The sequence below is a fragment of the Streptomyces sp. NPDC048507 genome (assembly GCF_043199995.1).
Classification (GTDB): Bacteria; Actinomycetota; Actinomycetes; order Streptomycetales; family Streptomycetaceae; genus Streptomyces.
On the sequence record NZ_JBICWZ010000015.1, the window covers coordinates 71,169 to 88,301 of the forward strand.

Genomic DNA, 17,133 nt, shown 5'->3' on the forward strand with positions numbered 1-17,133 from the left:
ATAACTCTAGTACATCGCCGCGCCCGGGGTGATGCGGCATGGGCCACAACAGCACCGAGCCCTCGGGCGCTCACCGCGAAGGGGTGGAGGGGGACGCCCGCACCGCCGAGGACGCGCGCACCGTCAGCGCGGCCGGGACGGTCCGCTGGCCCGGCGCCGCGCCCTGCGGCGACTCCAGCAGCTCCACCAGTGCCGCCACGGCGCTCGGGCCGATCAGCTCCGGCCGCAGGGTCACGGTGCTGACGCCGGGGTCGCACGCCGCGTACGCAGGATCCTCGCTCGCGCAGACCAGCCGCAGCTCCCCCGGTATCCGCAGCCCGTGCCGCGCGGCGGCGGCCAGCACCTGCCGGCCGCCCGGGTCGTAGACGCAGTACACGGCGTCGGGGCGGGACGGCCCGGCGAAGACCGGGTCGAAGGCGCGCCCCGGGGCGTCCTCGGGGTCGAACGGGACCACCAGCGGCTGCGCCCCGCGCCCGGCGCACCAGCGGACGTAGGCCTCGGTGACGGCCCCCGTGTAGTACTCCCGGCCGTACGCCGAATGCAGGGCGATCCGCCGGGCGCCGGCGGCGGCGAGGTGGTCGAGGACCTCGCGGGTGGTGGCCTCGTGGTCGTTGTCCACCCACACGTCCGCGGGCCGGGGGTCCGGCGGGCGGCCGTCGAAGACCACCGGCAGGCCGCGGGCCCGCAGGGCGCGGAGCACCGGATCGCCGGCCGGGCTGTCGAGCAGCAGCATCCCGTCGACGGCCAGGGTGTGCCACAGCGGCTCGCCGCCCCGGTCGGCGGGCAGCACGGTGAGGGCGTAGCCGTGGGCGTGGGCGGCCGCGGTGGCGGCGGTCAGCAGCCGGGAGAAGTAGGCGACCTCGACGTAGTTCCAGGCGGATCCCGCGTACGTGGTGACGGCGAGGCCGAGCGTACGGGTGCGGGGGCCGCGCCGGCCGCCGTAGCCGAGGGCGGCCGCCACCTCGCGGACCCGGCGGCGGGTGGACTCGCCGACGCGGCCGGTGCCGCCGAGGGCGTGCGAGACGGTCGCCGTGGAGACCTCGGCGGCTCGCGCGATGTCGGCGATGGTCGGTACGGGCCCGGGCACGGGGCCATCGTACGGACGGCGCTGCGGATTTCGTCGGCCGCGGCGGGTTCTGGTTAAGGGGTTAATCACACAGTGTCCTGGCCACACCGACCTTTGGAGTGGCCATGCCCCCTGCTTCCTCCCCTTCCTCCCCTTCCTCCCCTTCCCCCTCCCCTTCCTTCTTCTCTTCCTCTGCCCCGCCCTCCGGTTCGCCGCTCTCCCGGCGCGGTCTCCTCGGGGCCGTCGGCGCGGCGGGGGCGGCCGGTCTGCTGGGCGCGGGCCCGGCGGCCGCGGCCGGCACCTCCGGCGGACGCGGCTCGGCCGCCCTCGTGATCCACAACGCCCGGGTGTTCACCGGGACCGCGGGCGGCGGTGCGCCGGTGGAGGCGGTCGCGGTCGGGCGGGACGGGAAGATCCTGGCCACCGGGAGCGGCCCGGCGGTGCGCCGTCACGTCGGACGGGACACCGAGGTGCTCGACGCCCGGGGGAACACCGTCATGAGCGGCATCCACGACGGGCACGTGCACCCGCTGGGCGCGGGCGACCGCTCGCTGCGGCCCTCCCTGGAGGGGGCCGAGACCACGCTGCCCGAACTGCGGGCGCTGCTGGCCGGCTTCCTCGCCGACACCGGGGGCGCGAGCGCCGAGCCGGACCGCTGGCTGGTGGTGGAGGACTGGAATCCGGTCGGGCTGCTGCCGACGGGGAGCGTGCCGCACCACTCGATGCTGGACGCGCTGGAGACCCGTAGACCCCTCGCTCTGGTCGGCGGCGACGGCCACAACCTCTGGGCGAACCGGCGGGCCCTGGAGATCGCCGGGATCACGGCGGCCACCCCGGACCCGGTCGGCGGCCGGATCGTCAGGGGTCCGGACGGGCAGCCGTCGGGCGTCCTGAAGGACGACGCGCAGGACCTGGTCAAGCGCCACGTGCCGGAGCCCTCCCGGGCCGAACTGGTCGCGGCCTGCGCGAAGGTGCTCGCGCTGGCGGCGGCGTCGGGGGTCACGACCATGATGGACGCCCTGGTCGGACGGCACGAGCTGGAGCTCTACCAGGCCCTGTCGGCGGCGGGGCAGCTGCCGCAGCGGATCGTGCCCGCGATCCGGCTCGACGCCGGGCAGACGAAGGACCCGGCGGCGGCGCTGGCGTACGCGCGCGGGCTGCGCCGGGAGTTCGACGGGGTCCGGGGGCTGCGGTTCGGGATGGTCAAGGTGTTCCTGGACGGGGTCATCGAATACCCGGCGCAGACGGCCGCGCTGCTGGAGCCGTACCTGGACGGCAACGGGAAGCCGACGGCGAACCGCGGCGAGCTGTACACCTCGGCGGCCGACTACGGGCGGCTGACGGCGGCGTTCAACGTGGCCGGCTGGCAGGTGCACGCCCACGGCCTCGGGGACCGGGCGGTACGGACGGCTTTGGACGGGTACGCGTACGCCCTCCGGGTGACGGGCCGACGGGACGCGCGCAACGCCGTGGCCCACCTGCAGCTCGTGGACCCGGCGGACCTGCGGCGCTTCGCGCAGCTGGGCGTGGCGGCCTGCATGCAGCTCCAGTGGGCGGCGGAGGACACCTGGACGATGGAGGCCCTGCTCCCGTACATCGGGCAGGCGCGGCACCGGTGGATGTACCCGGCGCGCAGTCTGGAGCGCGCCGGGGCCCGGCTGAGCGGCGGCTCGGACTGGCCGGTGGACGCGCTCCAGGTGTGGAACCAGCTGCGGACCGCGATCGACCGGCAGGGCGCGCACGGTTCGGGCCCGCTGCACCGGGAGCTGGAGGGGCTGGGCCGGACGTCGGTGCTGCGGATGCACACGGCCGGGACGGCGTGGCAGCTGAGGCAGGAGGGGCTGACGGGCACGGTGGAGCCGGGCAAGGCGGCGGACCTGGTGCTGCTGGACCGGGATGTGACCCGCTGTCCGGTGGCCGACATCAGCGGAACGGGCGTACGGATGACCCTGGTCGGCGGTCGCGTGGTGCACGACGCGGACTCCGCGGCGGGCCGGGACGCCGCGGCGCGGGCGGCCCGGGCGGTATCCGGACCGCGCCCGGCCGCGTACGCGGCGGTGCACGGCGGGCGCCACCACGCCTGCGGACACTGACGGTAGAGGGACACGACCGGCGGAACGTGACGGGCGGCCGGTGCGCATACGAGGTGAGATGTCCGTAATCAGTGCGATGTTCGGAAAATCCGGTGAGCTGACGGTCGGTAACACCCGTCTGCACCACCAGAAACAGAAGGCATCTCATATCTGAGATACGGTGCATCCATGGCAGACGACTACCTCGTACGCATCGGTAAGCTCATCCGTGACGCCCGGCAGCACCGCGGCTGGACGCAGAGTCAGCTCGCCGACGCACTCGGCACCAGCCAGAGCGCGGTGAACCGCATCGAACGCGGCAATCAAAACATCAGCCTTGAGATGATCGCCCGAATCGGTGAAGCACTCGACAGCGAGATCGTCTCTCTGGGCTACGCGGGACCGATGCACCTGCGCGTGGTCGGCGGCCGCCGCCTGTCCGGGGCCATCGACGTCAAGACGAGCAAGAACGCGTGCGTCGCCCTGCTGTGCGCCTCGCTCCTCAACAAGGGCCGCACCGTGCTGCGCCGCGTGGCGCGCATCGAGGAGGTCTACCGGCTCCTGGAGGTCCTGGGCTCCATCGGCGTCCGCACCCGCTGGATCAACGACGGCGTCGACCTGGAGATCGTCCCGCCGGCCCGCCTCGACATGGACGCCATGGACGCGGACGCGGCCCGGCGCACCCGCAGCATCATCATGTTCCTCGGCCCGCTGCTGCACCGGATGGACAGCTTCAAGCTGCCCTACGCCGGCGGCTGCGACCTCGGCACCCGCACCATCGAGCCGCACATGATCGCCCTGCGCCGCTTCGGCCTGGACATCACCGCGACCGAGGGCATCTACCACGCCCAGATCGAGCCCGGGGTCTCCCCCGACCGCCCGATCGTGCTGACCGAACGCGGGGACACGGTCACCGAGAACGCCCTGCTGGCCGCGGCCCGCCACGACGGCGTCTCCGTCATCCGCAACGCCTCCTCGAACTACATGGTCCAGGACCTGTGCTTCTTCCTGGAGGCGCTGGGCGTCAAGGTCGAGGGCATCGGCACCACGACGCTCACCGTGCACGGCGTCCCCGTCATCGACGTCGACGTCGACTACTCCCCCTCCGAGGACCCGGTCGAGGCGATGAGCCTGCTCGCCGCCGCCGTCGTCACGGAGTCGGAACTGACGATCCGCCGGGTCCCCATCGAGTTCATGGAGATCGAGCTCGCGGTCCTGGAGGAGATGGGCCTCGACCACGACCGCTCGGCGGAGTACGTCGCCGACAACGGCCGCACCCGCCTGGTCGACCTCACGGTCCGCCCCTCCAAGCTGGAGGCGCCGATCGACAAGATCCACCCGATGCCCTTCCCCGGGCTGAACATCGACAACGTCCCGTTCTTCGCCGCCATCGCCGCCGTCGCCCAGGGCCAGACCCTGATCCACGACTGGGTGTACGACAACCGGGCCATCTACCTGACGGACCTCAACCGCCTCGGCGGCCGCCTCCAGCTCCTGGACCCGCACCGCGTCCTGGTGGAGGGCCCCACCCGCTGGCGCGCCGCCGAGATGATGTGCCCCCCGGCCCTGCGCCCCGCCGTGGTCGTCCTCCTCGCCATGATGGCCGCCGAGGGCACCTCGGTCCTGCGCAACGTCTACGTCATCAACCGCGGCTACGAGGAACTCGCCGAGCGCCTCAACTCGGTCGGCGCCCAGATCGAGATCTTCCGCGACATCTAGCAAGTCAGCCCCCGCCCCGGCACCCAGCCGACCGGCGGGGGCTCCGCCCGGCGCGACGCCCGCCTCGATGAGGCCGAGCACACCGCGGGCATCGAACCGACTTACGGCGACAGGGATCCCGTGCTCCTCGCCACCTACGGATGGGCACGTGACCCTTCGCGGCCGTGGTCGCCGCCCGACTGGGGCGCGACGTCATGGTCAACAAAACCGCGTGAGCTTCGTCCGGCTCCGAGCGGCCGACGGCGCCCGGCGCGCCGGGAACGTCGCCTGTCTCGAGCACTGACTCCCGGCTGACCGCGCGGCCTTGGCGAGGCGCGGTGCCGGATGCGGCGTGGGCGGCGCTGAGGGGGTCAGCGGTAGTCGTCGGGGTGGTCTTGCATCCAGGTGTTGATCTCGTCGCGGGTGCTGATGAGGGTGCTCTGGTGCTTCTTCAGGTTCTCGAAGGCGCTGTCGCCGCCGAGTTCCCCGTCGAGCTTCGCGATGGCCGCGATGGGCTCGGGGAAGTGGCCGGGACCCTTCGGGTCGGCCTTCATCGCCCGGTCCATGCGGTGGAGTTCGTCGTGGACCCGGCCGAGGAAGTAGGCGCAGTTGCCCGGGGTGCAGGATTCGCCCAGGGTGGCCTGGAGCCCGGCGAAGGCGTCGCGGACCTTCTCCGGTGCCGACGCGGCGGCCGGGGCGGCGGGTGCGGACGGTGCGGTGGTGCGGGGCGGGGCCGGGGCCGGGGCCTTCAGGGCCCCGGCGTTGCCGCAGGCGGCGGTGAGCACGGTCAGGGACAGGGCCAGGGCGGCGGTCGCGGCCCGCCGGGCCGTGGTGGAGCTGCGCATCGGTTTCCCCCCGAAGTTCGATGATCCACGAGCCTACCCGGCCGTTTCCTCCGGTACGGCTGCCGGGGAGTGGTTGCCCTGGAGCCGCTGGAGGTCCGAGGGCCGGACCTGGATCACGAACAGCGCGATGGCGGCGCCGACCAGGGTGAACAGCGCCGCCGCCACGAAGGCCGTGCTCACCCCGGAGGTGAGCACCTGGTCGGCCCAGGGCTTGGGGAGCTGGTGGGTCCGCGCGAAGTACAGCTTCTGCCCGGGGGTGGAGGTGCGCAGGAAGTCGGGGACCTGGGCCTTGGCCTCGTTGCGGCTGGCCGTGCCGAACACGGTCACCAGGATGGACAGCCCGAGGGAGCCGCCCACCTGCTGCATCGTGTTGAGCAGCCCGGAGGCGGCGCCGGATTCGCGGTCGGACACGTTGGACAGGGCCATCAGGGTCAGCGAGACGAACTGCAGGCCCATGCCGGTGGCGAAGACCAGCATCGGTCCCAGGACGCTGCCGAGGTAGGTGGAGTGGACGTCGGTCTGGGTCAGCCAGGCGAGCCCGGCCGCGCAGCACAGCGCGCCGGTGACCATGAAGGGTTTGGGCCCGAACTTGGGGAGCAGTTGCGAGGCGGTGCCGGCGGCCAGCGCGATCATCACGCTGACCGGGAGGAAGGCCAGTCCCGCCCGCAGGGGGGTGAAGCCGAGGACGTTCTGCACGAAGAGGGTGAGGAAGAAGAACATGCCGAAGATCGCGCAGGCCAGGAACAGCATGATCCCGTACGTGCCCGCCCGGTTGCGGTCCGCGAACATGTGCAGCGGGGTGATCGGCTGTGGCGAGCGCCGCTCGTTCAGGACGAACAGGGTGAGCAGGAGCACGGCGACGACGAAGGAGCCGATCGTGTAGGGGTCGCTCCAGCCCTGCTGGGAGGCGCGGATGAACCCGTAGACGAGGGACACCATGCCGAGGGTGGACAGCAGGGCGCCGGCGAGGTCGAAGTGGCCGGGGTGGCGGGCGGATTCGCGGATGACGCGCGAGGCGAGCAGGGCGATCAGCAGGGCGATGGGGACGTTGACGAAGAGCACCCAGCGCCAGTTGAGCCATTCGACGAGGATGCCGCCCGCGAGGAGGCCGATCGCTCCGCCGCCCGCCGAGACGGCCGCGAACACGCCGAAGGCCCGGTTGCGGGCGGGGCCTTCGCGGAAGGTGGTGGTGATCAGCGCGAGCGCGGTCGGGGAGGCGATGGCGCCGCCGACGCCCTGGAGGGCGCGGGCGGCCATGAGCTGGCCGGCGTTCTGGGCGAGGCCGCCGAGGAGGGAGGCGAGGCCGAAGAGGAGGACGCCGAAGATGAAGACCCTCCGTCTGCCGAGGATGTCGCCGGTGCGGCCGCCGAGCAGGAGCAGGCCGCCGAAGGTGAGGGTGTAGGCGTTGACCACCCAGGAGAGGCTCTCCGTCGAGAAGTCGAGCGCGGTCTGGATGTGCGGTAGCGCGATGTTCACGATGGTGATGTCGAGAACGACCATGAGCTGGCAGGAGGCGATCACGAACAGGGCCAGCCCGTTTCCGCTCCCTCGGACCTTGCCGTCGGTCCCGTTGCTGGTCGGCAGTGCGTTCGGGTCCACTAGTCGACGCTATGCCCGGACCCCGGGGGTCACCACTCGAACGGCCCAGTGCTCCCGGCCGGGCTCCTCACCCTAGGCCATGTGATATTTCACATGCCACACTAGGATCATGGACGACTTCCTCAGGCTCTCCGCCGACACGGCCCGGTTCACCCACGGAACGCCCCGCGCGTTCGCGTTCGGCGACGAGGGCCGGCTCCTGTGGTTCCTGCGCTCGACCGGGCCCACCGACCCGTTCGACGGCCTCTGGGTGCTCGACACCGCCACCGGCGCCGAAACCCTGCTCGCCGACCCCCGCGCCCTGTGCCCCGAGCCCGGCGAACTCCCGCTCGCCGAGCGCCGCCTGCGCGAGCGGACCCGGGTCGTCGCCGCCGGGATCGGCTCGTACGCGCTGCGCGGCGACGGCCGCGGCGCCGTCTTCGCCCTCTACGGCCGGCTCTACGGCGTCACCGCCGGCACGGACGGCGGGCCCGTCGGGATCGCCACCGCCGGACCCGCCCTCGACCCCCGTCCCAACGCCGACGGCTCGCGCACCGCGTACGTCACGGACGACGCCCTCCACGTCTCCCCCGGCGGCCGCGTCAGCCCCGACGACGGGGCCCGCTGGGGCGTCGCGGAGTTCGCCGCCGCCGAGGAGCTCGGCCGTGCCCGCGGCCACTGGTGGTCCCCCGACGGGCAGACCCTGCTCGCCGCCCGCGTCGACGAGAGCGCCCTGCCGCGGCGCTGGTTCGCCGACCCCGCCCACCCCGAGCGGCCCGCCGAGGACTTCGCCTACCCCGAGGCCGGCGGCCCCAACGCCGACGTCCAGCTCTGGGTGCTCCGCCCGGACGGTGCCCGCGTACGCCTCGACTGGGACGGCGCGGCCCACCCGTACGTGTCCGGGGTCGAGTGGGAGTCGGACGCCGAGATCCTGCTGACCGTCCAGGACCGGCTCCAGCGCAGCGTCCTGCTGCTCACGGCCGACCCCGCCAACGGCCGCACCCGGGAGCTGTCGCGCACCGCGCACCCGCGCTGGGTGGACCCGCTGCCCGGCACCCCGGCCCGGCTGCCCGACGGACGGATGCTCACCGCCGCCGACACCCCCGGCGGGACCGCTCGCGGCCTCGCCCTCGACGGGAAGCCGCTGACCGGCGACGGGATACAGGTCCGGCGCGTGGCCGGGGTGCACGCGGGCCGGCTGCTGATCGAGGCCGGACTGCGCGACCCCGCCGAACAGCAGGTGCTGCTCCTGGACCCCGACACGGGCGCCCTGACCCCGCTGGCCGACGGCCCCGGGGTGCACACCGTCCAGGCCGGAGCCGGTGCGCTGCTGCTGACCTCGGCCGACGCCGACGGGTACCGGCGCACCGTACGCACCGCCGACGGCCGCACCTGCGCCCCGGCCGACCTCGCCGCACCGCTGCCCCACCGGGTGGTCCCGCTCCTGGAGCGGGTCACCGAGCACGGCGTGCCCACGGCCCTCGTACTGCCGCGCGGACACGTCCCGGGCAGGCGGCTGCCCGTCCTGGTGGACGGCTACGGCGGCCCCGGCTTCCAGGACGTCTGCGCCGAGCCGCGCCGCTGGCAGGCCCGGCAGTGGTGGGCCGACCAGGGCTTCGCCGTGGTCACCGTGGACAACCGGGGCACCCCGTACGTCTCGCCCGCCTTCACCCACGCCGTGTACCGGGGCCTCTCCGAGGTCACCCTGGACGACCAGGTCGCCGCCCTGCACGCGCTCGGCGCGCGCCACCGCGACCTCGACCTCGGCCGGGTCGGCGTCCGGGGCTGGTCCTACGGCGGCTACCTGGCGGCCATGGCGGTCCTGCGCCGCCCCGACGTCTTCCACGCGGCCGCCGCGGGCGCCGCGCCGACCGACTTCCGGCACTACGACACCGCGTACACCGAGCGCTACCTCGGGCTCCCGCAGGAGCACCCGGACGTCTACGCACGGGACTCGCTGCTCCCGGACGCCCCGCGGCTGACCCGCCCGCTGCTGCTCGTCACGGGCCTGGCCGACGACAACGTCCACCCCTCCCACACCCTGCGCCTGTCCCGGGCCCTGACGGACGCCGGCCGCCCCCACGGGCTGCTGGCCCTCCCCGGCGTCACCCACATGACCCCGGACGGCATGCGCGAGAAGGTGATGGCCCAGGAGCTCGCCTTCTTCCGCCGCGAACTGGCCTAGAGCGGTGCGCGGAAGGGCCCCGCGGGCTTCATCGGCCGCGGGGCCCTCCTTCTTCCCGTGATCCCCGTCAGTCACCCGGGAAGTGACAGGCCACCTCGCGGGAGGCGGCGGTCCGCAGGAGCGGCCGTTCGGTGCGGCAGATCTCCTGCGCCTTCGGGCAGCGGGGGTGGAAGGTGCAGCCCGGGGGCGGGGCGGCCGGGCTCGGGGGGTCGCCGAGCAGCACGATCCGCTCGCGCCGCCGCTCCGCCGCCGGGTCGGGCAGCGGCACGGCGGACAGCAGCGCCCGGGTGTAGGGGTGCTGCGGGTCCTCGTACAGGGACTTCTTGTCCCCGATCTCGACGATCCGGCCCAGGTACATGACCGCGACCCGGTCGCTGACCCGCTTGACGACCGAGAGGTCGTGCGCGATGAAAACGTAGGCCAGGCCCAGTTCGGCGCGCAGCCGTTCCATCAGGTTGACGATCTGCGCCTGGACGGAGACGTCGAGCGCGGAGACCGGTTCGTCCGCGACGATCAGCCGGGGGCTGGTGGCGAGCGAGCGGGCGATGCCGATGCGCTGGGCCTGGCCGCCGGAGAACTCGTGCGGGTAGCGGTCGATGTGTTCCGGGATGAGGCCGGTCAGTTCCATCAGTTCGGCGGCCCGGCGGCGGGCGTCGCCCGCGCTCCAGCCCTGGACCAACAGCGGGTCGCAGATGATGCGGGCCACGGTCTGGCGGGGGTTGAGGGAGGAGTGCGGGTCCTGGAACACCATCTGGACGTGTCTGCGGACCGGCCGCAGGGCGCTCTGGGAGAGCCGGCTGATGTCCACGCCGTCGAAGGTGACCGTGCCGGAGGTGGGTTCGAGGAGGCGGACCAGCATCCGCCCGGTGGTGGACTTGCCGCAGCCCGACTCCCCCACCAGGCCGAGGGTCCCGCCGGCGGCGAGGTCGAAGGAGATCCCGTCGACGGCCCGCACGGACGCCCCGCGGCGGCCCGTCAGCGCGCGCCGGCCGGGGAAGGTCATGGTCAGGTCCCGTACGGAGAGCAGGGGCCGGCCGGTGTCGGTCGCGGTCATCGGACCGCCTCCTCGGGGTGCGGGGCTCCCGCGAAGTGGCAGGCCACGGAGCGGTGCGGCCCGTCCCCGTACGGCACGAACGCGGGACGCTCCGCGGTGCAGCGGGCGGCGGCCCGTCCGCAGCGCGGGGCGAAGGCGCAGCCGGGGGCGGGGTCCAGCAGGGAGGGCGGGGAGCCGGGGATGGAGGGCAGCGGGAGGTCGTCGGGGGTGTCGAGGCGGGGCAGGGAGTCGAGCAGGCCCTGGGTGTAGGGGTGCGCCGGGCGGGCGAACAGCTCGTCGGCGCCGGCCTGTTCGGCGGCACGGCCGCCGTACATGACGAGCACCTCGTGGGCGACGCGGGCCACGACCCCGAGGTCGTGGGTGATCATGACCACGCCGAGGCCACGCTCCTGCTGGAGGCGGGCGATCAGCTCCAGGATCTGCGCCTGCACGGTGACGTCGAGGGCGGTGGTCGGTTCGTCGGCGATGAGCAGGTCGGGTTCGCAGGCCAGGGCCATGGCGATCATGGCGCGCTGGCGCATGCCGCCGGAGAACTGGTGCGGGTACTCCCCGGCGCGGCGCGCCGGTTCGGGGATGCCGACCTCGCCGAGCACGTCCACCGCCCGTTTGCGGGCGGCGGACCGACCGGCCCGGAAGTGGACGCGGAAGTGCTCGGCGATCTGCTCGCCGACGGTGTAGTAGGGGTGCAGGCTGGACAGCGGGTCCTGGAAGATCATCGCCATCCGGCGGCCGCGCACCGCGGACAGTTCCTTCTCGGACAGGGCGGTGAGTTCCCGTCCGGCGAGGGCGACGGAGCCGGTGACCCGGGCGGCGCCGCGGTGCAGGCCCATGACGGCGAGCGAGGTGACGGACTTGCCGGAGCCGGATTCGCCGACGATGCCGAGGGTGCGTCCGGCCTCGACGGTGAAGCCGAGGGAGTCGACGGCGCGTACGGTGCCGCGCGGGGTGGTGAAGGTGACGCGCAGGTCGCGCACTTCGAGCAGGGGTGGTGCGGTGGTCATCAGTACCTCACCCTCGGGTCGACGACGGCGTACAGGAGGTCGACGGCGAGGTTCGCGACGACGATGAAGAATGCGGCGAGCAGGGTGACCCCGAGGACCACGGGCTGGTCGGAGCTGACGAGCGCGCCGTAGAAGAGCCGGCCGATGCCGGGGAGCCCGAAGATGGATTCGGTGATCACGGCTCCGGCCAGCAGTCCGCCCAGGTCCATGCCGAAGAGGGTGAGGACCGGCGTCATGCCGGAGCGCAGCCCGTGCTTGACGACGACGGTGCGCTCGGGCATGCCCTTGGCGCGGGCGGTGCGGATGTAGGGCTCGGCCATCGCCTCGATCATCGAACCCCGGCTCAGGCGGGCGTACATGGCGGCGTAGAGCAGGGCGAGCGCGGTCCACGGCAGGAGCAGGTTCGAGGCCCAGCCGAGCGGGTCGTCGGTCAGCGCCCGGTAGGCGGGGTAGGGCAGGAGGCCGGCGATGCGGATGACTCCGTAGATCAGCATCACGGAGGTGAAGTAGACGGGCAGCGAGGCGGCGGCGACGGCGCCGACCATCAGGGCCTTGTCGGTGGCGGTGTCCTTGCGCAGGGCGGCGGTGACCCCGGCGCCGAGGCCGAGCAGGAGCCACAGGACGGCGGCGCCGGCGGCGAGGGAGGCGGAGACGGGGAGCCGGTCCATGAGGAGGTCCCAGACGGGCAGGGAGTTCTCGTACGAGTAGCCCAGGCAGGGGAAGTCGCACTGGACGGCGAACGGGCCGCTGCCGAGGGTGCGGCCGGTGAAGATGCCGGAGAGGAAGCCGCCGAACTGCTTCCAGACGGGCTGGTCGAGTCCGAGGTAGGCGCGTACGTCGGCCAGCCGTTCGGCGCTGCACGTCTTGCCGCAGGCCGCGGCGGCCGGGTCCGTGGGCAGGACGTAGAAGATGAGGAAGGTGACGGCGGCGATGGCCAGGAGGACGCCGGCGAGGGCGAACAGGCGGCGGACGAGGTAGAGGATCACGTACGGCCGCCCCTCGGGTCGAGGATGTCGCGCAGGGCGTCTCCGAGGAGGGTGAAGGCGAGGACGGCGAGGAAGAGGAAGGTGCTCGGGATGACGAAGTACATGGGGTCGGTCTCGTAGAAGGCCACGGACTCGGCGATCATCTGGCCCCAGGAGGGGGTGGGCGGGCGCACGCCCACGCCGAGGTAGCTGAGGGCGGCCTCGGTGCTGATCATGCCGGGGATGAGCAGGGTGGTGTAGGCGATGACGGGGCCGGCGACGCCCGGGAGGATGTCGCGGGTGAGGATCCGCCAGGGGCCGGAGCCGCCGACGCGGGCGGCGTCGACGTACTCGCGGTGTTTGAGGGAGAGGGTCTGGCCGCGGACGACGCGGGCGACGCCGGGCCAGCCGAAGAGGCCGATGACGGCGGTCATCAGGGCGATCCGGTTAACGTCCTTGGCCACCGACAGCATCGCGATCATGAAGATCAGCGAGGGGAAGGACATCGTGAGGTCCATGAGCCGGGACAGGACGGCGTCGGTGCGGCCGCCGAAGTAGCCGGCCACGATGCCGGCGGCGGTGCCCGCGAGGACGACGATGGCGGTGGCGGCGAAGGCGATCATGAGGGAGACCCGGGCGCCGTGGACGACGCGGGCGAACAGGTCGCGGCCGGTGACGGGTTCGACGCCGAGCCAGTGTTCGGGGCTGATGCCGCCGAAGGAGCCGAGGGGCTGGCCGCCGAGGTAGGGGTCGACGGCGGCCTTGTCGAAGGCGTCCGGGGACCAGCCGCCGAGGGCGCCGAGCCAGGGGGCGGCCAGGGCCGTCACGACGAAGAGGAGGACGACGGCGAGGCTGACGCGGACGGCGGGGCGGCGGCGCAGTTCGCGCCGGGCGAGCTGCCAGGGGCTGCTGCCGGGCGGGAGGTCCTTGGCGGGCGGGGCGGCCCGGTCCGGGGCGGTGGTGGTCATGGTGGCGGGGCCTTCCCGGTCCTCAGCCCCGGCTCTTGGAGGGGTCCTTGAGGCCGACGGTCCCGTAGTCGATGGTGCCGGTCCACACCGGGTGGCCGTAGGCGCCCGCGATGTTGGGGCCGACCAGCAGCGGCTTGCGCTCCAGCAGCAGCGGCACGGAGGGCGCCTTCTTCATGATCTCGGCGTCGAGGTCGGCCCAGGCCCGGCTCGCCTGCCCGGCGTCGGCCATGGCGTTGATCTCGTCGATCCGCTTCATGGTGGCGTCGTCGCGGAACTGGGAGTAGTTGCCCTGGTTGCCCTTGTCCTTGATGGTGCGTCCGTCGAAGACGAAGGGGATCCAGGTGGAGCCGGAGGGGTAGTCCGGGCACCAGCCGTTGATGGTCATGTCGGGGGTGGTGGAGAGGTCGCCGATGACGTCGTAGTAGGCGCCGGGGTCGACGGTGTCGATGACGACCTGGACGCCGGCCCGGGCGAGGCCCTGCTGGATGGCCTCGGCCTTGCCCTTGTCCCCGGTGGAGACGGAGAGGGAGACCTTCAGGCCTTCCTTTCCGGCGGCCTTGAGGAGTTCCCTCGCCTTGGCCGGGTCCCCCGCGGGGGCGATCCCCAGGGTGTCGGCCTGCTTGCCGCCGGACAGGGCCGGGGGCAGGTAGGCGGTGGCGACCTCGTTGAGGGCGGGGCCGCCGCCCGCGGTGATCACGGCCTCCTTGTCCACGGCGTACTGCATGGCCTCGCGGACCTTCGGGTCGTTGAAGGGGGCCCTGGAGTTGTTGAGGTGGAGCATCTCGGTGCAGCCCTGGGACTCGGCGAGCAGCCGGGCCTTGACGTCGGGCTTGGGCAGCACCTTGGGGGCGCTCTCGGGCCGCATGTCGGCGTACTCGACGGCGGAGGCGTCGGCGCCCTCCCCGGCGATGATCCGGTCGTCGATCTGGCCGCCCTTGAGGCCCATGACCACCACGAAGCGGTCCGGGTAGGCCTTGCGGACGGTGTCGGTCTTCGGGTCCCAGTGCTCGTTGCGCACGAGCACGAGCTTCTTGTCCCGGTCGTACGTCTCGATCTTGTACGGGCCCGAGGAGAACGGGCGGGCGTCGTACTGGGTGCCCTTCTCCTGGGAAGCGGGGACGGGCGCGAAGGTGGGCAGGGTGGCGGTCGCCGAGAACTCGGCGACGGGGCGGCGCAGCCGGAAGACGATCGTGCGGTCGTCGGGGGTGGTGACGGAGTCGAGGTGCTTGCCGTCCAGCGGGCCCTTGTAACCCTCGGTGCCGGCCAGGTACTGGGCGGCGTAGTCGGGGCCGCCGGTGAGGTCGGGGGCGAAGGAGCGCTCGACGTTGTACTTGACGTCCTGGGCCCTGACGGGCGAGCCGTCCTCGTACTTCACGCCCTCCTTGAGGGTGAAGGTCCAGGTCTTCCCGCCGTCGGAGGGGGTGCCGAGGTCGGTGGCGAGGTCGGGGACCAGTTCGCTGCCGGCCTTGCCGGGCTCGGCCTTGAAGGTGACGAGCGTGCGGTAGAGCAGCCGGGTCCCGAAGTCCATCGTCGGCATGACCCAGTTGCGGGCGGGGTCGAGGTGGGAGAAGTCCTGGTTGGACAGGACGGTGAGGGTGCCGCCCTTGACGGGGGTGCCGCCGAGGATCTTGCCGTCGTTCGCGGCGGCCGGGTTGGCGGCGGAGGGGTCCGCGTGCGCCGTCTTCTTGGGGTCGGAGCAGCCCGAGGCACCGAGTGCGAGAGCGGCCACCACGGCGGTGGCGAGGGCGAGTTGGGTGCGCTTGGTCATGGGTCACTCCAGTGAAGGGCCGCGCTTAGGATGTGACCGGTAACATAGTAATGTGAAATTGTACTGACAAGGGGTTGGCGGCGACGTTATTCAGCCGTGTCCAAATCCCTTGCCCCACACGGCAGTCGGGCGGCCACGGCCACGTGGGCCGGGGCCGCCCGACGGATCGCGCGGAGCGGAGCGGCAGAAGCGGAGCGGGGCGGTCAGACGCCGGAGCCGAGGCCCCCGGGGGTGCGGCCGACCGGCTCGTCGCGGCCCTGGGCCCACAGGGAGCGGACGTGGCCGAGGTGGCGGTGCATACAGGCCTCGGCGGCCTCGGAGTCCCCGGTCAGCATCAGGTCGAGGAGTTCGATGTGCTCCTCGGCCGAGGAGACCAGCTTGCCGGCCTCGTCCAGGCCCGTCAGCCCGTAGAGGCGGGAGCGCTTGCGCAGGTCGCCGACGGTCTCGACCAGGCGGTCGTTGCCCGCGAGGGCGAGCAGGCCCAGGTGGAAGCGGCGGTCGGCCTCCAGGTAGCCGATGAGGTTGTGCTCGCGGGCGCTGGTGACGATCTCCTCGGCGATGGGGCGCAGGGCCTCCAGCTGCCCGGCCGTGGCGATCTTCGTGATCCGGCCGATGGTCGGCACCTCGATCATCGTGCGCAGTTCGGTGTACTGGTCGAGGTCGCGCTCGCTGACCTCGGTGATGCGGAAGCCCTTGTTGCGGACGGGCTCGACCAGCCCCTCGCGGGCCAGGTCGAGCATGGCCTCGCGCACGGGCGTGGCGGAGACGCCGAGTTCGGAGGCGAGGCCGGGGGCCGAATAGACGCTCCCCGGGCGCAGTTCCCCGGCGATGAGCGCCGCCCGCAGGGCGTGGCCGACCTGGTCGCGGAGCCTTTCCTGGGCCTTGATGAGACTGTGCTGTTTCAGGTCACCCATTGCTTTTCCTCCGAGACCACCCGACACCGCCGACGAGCAGAGGAACAGCGTACAATGTCACGTTGCGCTGTTCGCCCCGGCGGCCCTGAACAGCGCGACCGCCACGACGAGATCCTCCCAGGCCATGCCCACGCTCTTGAAGAGCTGTGGACGACCCGGCCGCTCTCCCCGCGAGATCCGGCCGCGCACCAGGTCGGACAGGGTGCCGCTGATATGACCGGCGCCGATCGCCCCCTCGGCCTCCGGGATCAGCAGGTCCCCCGCCTCGCGCAGCGCCGCCGCGCGCGACTCCACGTACACGGCGGCGCTGCGCACCAGGGCCGTGTCGGTCTCGCGGGCGTCCGGCTCGTGCGAGCCGACGGCGACCACCAGCGCGTCCGGCGCCACCAGCCGTCCGTCGAAGAGGGGTTCGCGGGCCGTGGTGCAGCAGACGACCAGGTCCGCGCCCGCCACGTCCGCCGCGGTGCCGGTACGGGCCGGCAGGCCCCGCCGCCGGGCGTACGCGGCCAGTTCGCCCGCCCGACCGGCGTCGCGGGCCACCACCACCGTCTCGGCGGGCGGCCGCTCGGCGCACACCGCGTCGAGGTGCCCGTACGCCTGGGGGCCCGAGCCGAACAGCACCAGCCGCCCGGCCGGGCCGGGCGGGGCCAGGTACCGCAAGGCGAGCGCCGAGACGGCCGGGGTGCGCAGCGCGGTCAGGGCCGCCCCGTCGAGCAGGGCCAGCGGGCTCAGCGTCGGGCCGTCCAGGAGCAGGTAGCTCCCGGTGATCCGGGGCAGTCCGCGCGCGGGGTTGCCCGGGGCGACCCCGGCGATCTTCACCCCGGCGTACCCGCCCGAGGCGGCGGGCATCAGGAGGAGTTCGCCGCCGCCCGGCACGCGCAGGGCGGAGCGCCGGGGACAGCCCTCCGGGTCGAGCCCGGCGCGCAGCGCGTCCGCCAGGGCGTCGGCGGCCCGCCCGGGGGTGAGCAGCCGGGCCGTCCGTTCGGCGCCGAGCTGCGGCAGCCCGGCGGACCCCGGGA

The 17,133-nt window shown here is 73.3% G+C and carries 13 protein-coding genes; 3 read left to right on the forward strand and 10 right to left on the reverse strand.

Features of this window, described 5'->3' with window-relative positions:
* Nucleotides 1-70: 70 nt before the first annotated feature.
* A complete protein-coding gene (locus ACGFXC_RS30570) occupies nucleotides 71-1,087 on the reverse strand; it encodes a LacI family DNA-binding transcriptional regulator (protein ID WP_393718109.1) in 1,017 nt (338 codons plus the stop codon).
* Nucleotides 1,088-1,191: 104 nt separating this feature from the next.
* Between ACGFXC_RS30570 and ACGFXC_RS30575 the strand changes: the two genes are divergently transcribed.
* Nucleotides 1,192-3,159 carry an amidohydrolase gene (locus ACGFXC_RS30575; RefSeq protein WP_393718110.1) on the forward strand — a complete coding sequence of 656 codons (1,968 nt, stop codon included), beginning with the start codon at nucleotides 1,192-1,194 and terminating at the stop codon, nucleotides 3,157-3,159.
* A 168-nt stretch (nucleotides 3,160-3,327) separates the two neighbouring features.
* Nucleotides 3,328-4,857, forward strand: coding sequence for a helix-turn-helix domain-containing protein (locus ACGFXC_RS30580; protein WP_393718111.1), 1,530 nt, complete (start codon nucleotides 3,328-3,330; stop codon nucleotides 4,855-4,857).
* A gap of 350 nt (nucleotides 4,858-5,207) precedes the next feature.
* On the opposite strand, the gene ACGFXC_RS30585 is transcribed toward ACGFXC_RS30580, so the two are convergent.
* A complete protein-coding gene (locus ACGFXC_RS30585; protein WP_393718112.1) occupies nucleotides 5,208-5,681 on the reverse strand; it encodes a hypothetical protein in 474 nt (157 codons plus the stop codon).
* 33 nt (nucleotides 5,682-5,714) lie between these two features.
* Nucleotides 5,715-7,280, reverse strand: a complete 1,566-nt coding sequence (locus ACGFXC_RS30590) for an MFS transporter (protein WP_393718113.1) — start codon at nucleotides 7,278-7,280, stop codon at nucleotides 5,715-5,717.
* A 109-nt stretch (nucleotides 7,281-7,389) separates the two neighbouring features.
* On the opposite strand from ACGFXC_RS30590, the gene ACGFXC_RS30595 reads away from it, so the two are divergent.
* Nucleotides 7,390-9,444 carry a prolyl oligopeptidase family serine peptidase gene (locus tag ACGFXC_RS30595; protein WP_393718114.1) on the forward strand — a complete coding sequence of 685 codons (2,055 nt, stop codon included), beginning with the start codon at nucleotides 7,390-7,392 and terminating at the stop codon, nucleotides 9,442-9,444.
* A 67-nt stretch (nucleotides 9,445-9,511) separates the two neighbouring features.
* On the opposite strand, the gene ACGFXC_RS30600 is transcribed toward ACGFXC_RS30595, so the two are convergent.
* The 7 genes from ACGFXC_RS30600 to ACGFXC_RS30630 all read right to left on the reverse strand — a co-directional run bounded on the left by ACGFXC_RS30600 (nucleotide 9,512) and on the right by ACGFXC_RS30630 (nucleotide 17,116).
* A complete protein-coding gene (locus ACGFXC_RS30600; RefSeq protein ID WP_393718115.1) occupies nucleotides 9,512-10,498 on the reverse strand; it encodes an ABC transporter ATP-binding protein in 987 nt (328 codons plus the stop codon).
* Nucleotides 10,495-11,499: an ABC transporter ATP-binding protein gene (locus tag ACGFXC_RS30605; RefSeq protein WP_393718116.1), complete on the reverse strand. Its 1,005-nt coding sequence runs from the start codon at nucleotides 11,497-11,499 to the stop codon at nucleotides 10,495-10,497. The genes ACGFXC_RS30600 and ACGFXC_RS30605 overlap by 4 nt, the downstream gene beginning before the upstream one ends.
* Entirely contained in the window at nucleotides 11,499-12,485 is a 987-nt protein-coding gene (locus tag ACGFXC_RS30610; protein ID WP_393718117.1) for an ABC transporter permease, read from the reverse strand. Before ACGFXC_RS30610 ends, ACGFXC_RS30605 begins: the two co-directional genes overlap by 1 nt.
* Nucleotides 12,482-13,432 carry an ABC transporter permease gene (locus tag ACGFXC_RS30615; protein ID WP_393718118.1) on the reverse strand — a complete coding sequence of 317 codons (951 nt, stop codon included), beginning with the start codon at nucleotides 13,430-13,432 and terminating at the stop codon, nucleotides 12,482-12,484. Before ACGFXC_RS30615 ends, ACGFXC_RS30610 begins: the two co-directional genes overlap by 4 nt.
* A 22-nt stretch (nucleotides 13,433-13,454) precedes the next feature.
* Entirely contained in the window at nucleotides 13,455-15,200 is a 1,746-nt protein-coding gene (locus ACGFXC_RS30620; protein ID WP_393718119.1) for an ABC transporter substrate-binding protein, read from the reverse strand.
* Between the two features lie 203 nt (nucleotides 15,201-15,403).
* The gene (locus ACGFXC_RS30625) at nucleotides 15,404-16,114 is read right to left on the reverse strand and encodes a GntR family transcriptional regulator (protein WP_393718120.1); all 711 of its coding nucleotides are present in this window, start codon (nucleotides 16,112-16,114) and stop codon (nucleotides 15,404-15,406) included.
* 57 nt (nucleotides 16,115-16,171) lie between these two features.
* Nucleotides 16,172-17,116, reverse strand: coding sequence for an ornithine cyclodeaminase family protein (locus ACGFXC_RS30630; RefSeq protein ID WP_393718163.1), 945 nt, complete (start codon nucleotides 17,114-17,116; stop codon nucleotides 16,172-16,174).
* Nucleotides 17,117-17,133 lie beyond the last annotated feature (17 nt).

Bases quoted from the DNA above. Each gene is read 5' to 3' on its own strand.
- ACGFXC_RS30605 (WP_393718116.1), bottom strand. From the start codon at position 11,499: ATGACCACCGCACCACCCCTGCTCGAAGTGCGCGACCTGCGCGTCACC.
- ACGFXC_RS30620 (WP_393718119.1), bottom strand. From the start codon at position 15,200: ATGACCAAGCGCACCCAACTCGCCCTCGCCACCGCCGTGGTGGCCGCT.
- ACGFXC_RS30615 (WP_393718118.1), bottom strand. From the start codon at position 13,432: ATGACCACCACCGCCCCGGACCGGGCCGCCCCGCCCGCCAAGGACCTC.
- ACGFXC_RS30600 (WP_393718115.1), bottom strand. From the start codon at position 10,498: ATGACCGCGACCGACACCGGCCGGCCCCTGCTCTCCGTACGGGACCTG.
- ACGFXC_RS30585 (WP_393718112.1), bottom strand. From the start codon at position 5,681: ATGCGCAGCTCCACCACGGCCCGGCGGGCCGCGACCGCCGCCCTGGCC.
- ACGFXC_RS30625 (WP_393718120.1), bottom strand. From the start codon at position 16,114: ATGGGTGACCTGAAACAGCACAGTCTCATCAAGGCCCAGGAAAGGCTC.
- ACGFXC_RS30595 (WP_393718114.1), top strand. From the start codon at position 7,390: ATGGACGACTTCCTCAGGCTCTCCGCCGACACGGCCCGGTTCACCCAC.
- ACGFXC_RS30575 (WP_393718110.1), top strand. From the start codon at position 1,192: ATGCCCCCTGCTTCCTCCCCTTCCTCCCCTTCCTCCCCTTCCCCCTCC.
- ACGFXC_RS30580 (WP_393718111.1), top strand. From the start codon at position 3,328: ATGGCAGACGACTACCTCGTACGCATCGGTAAGCTCATCCGTGACGCC.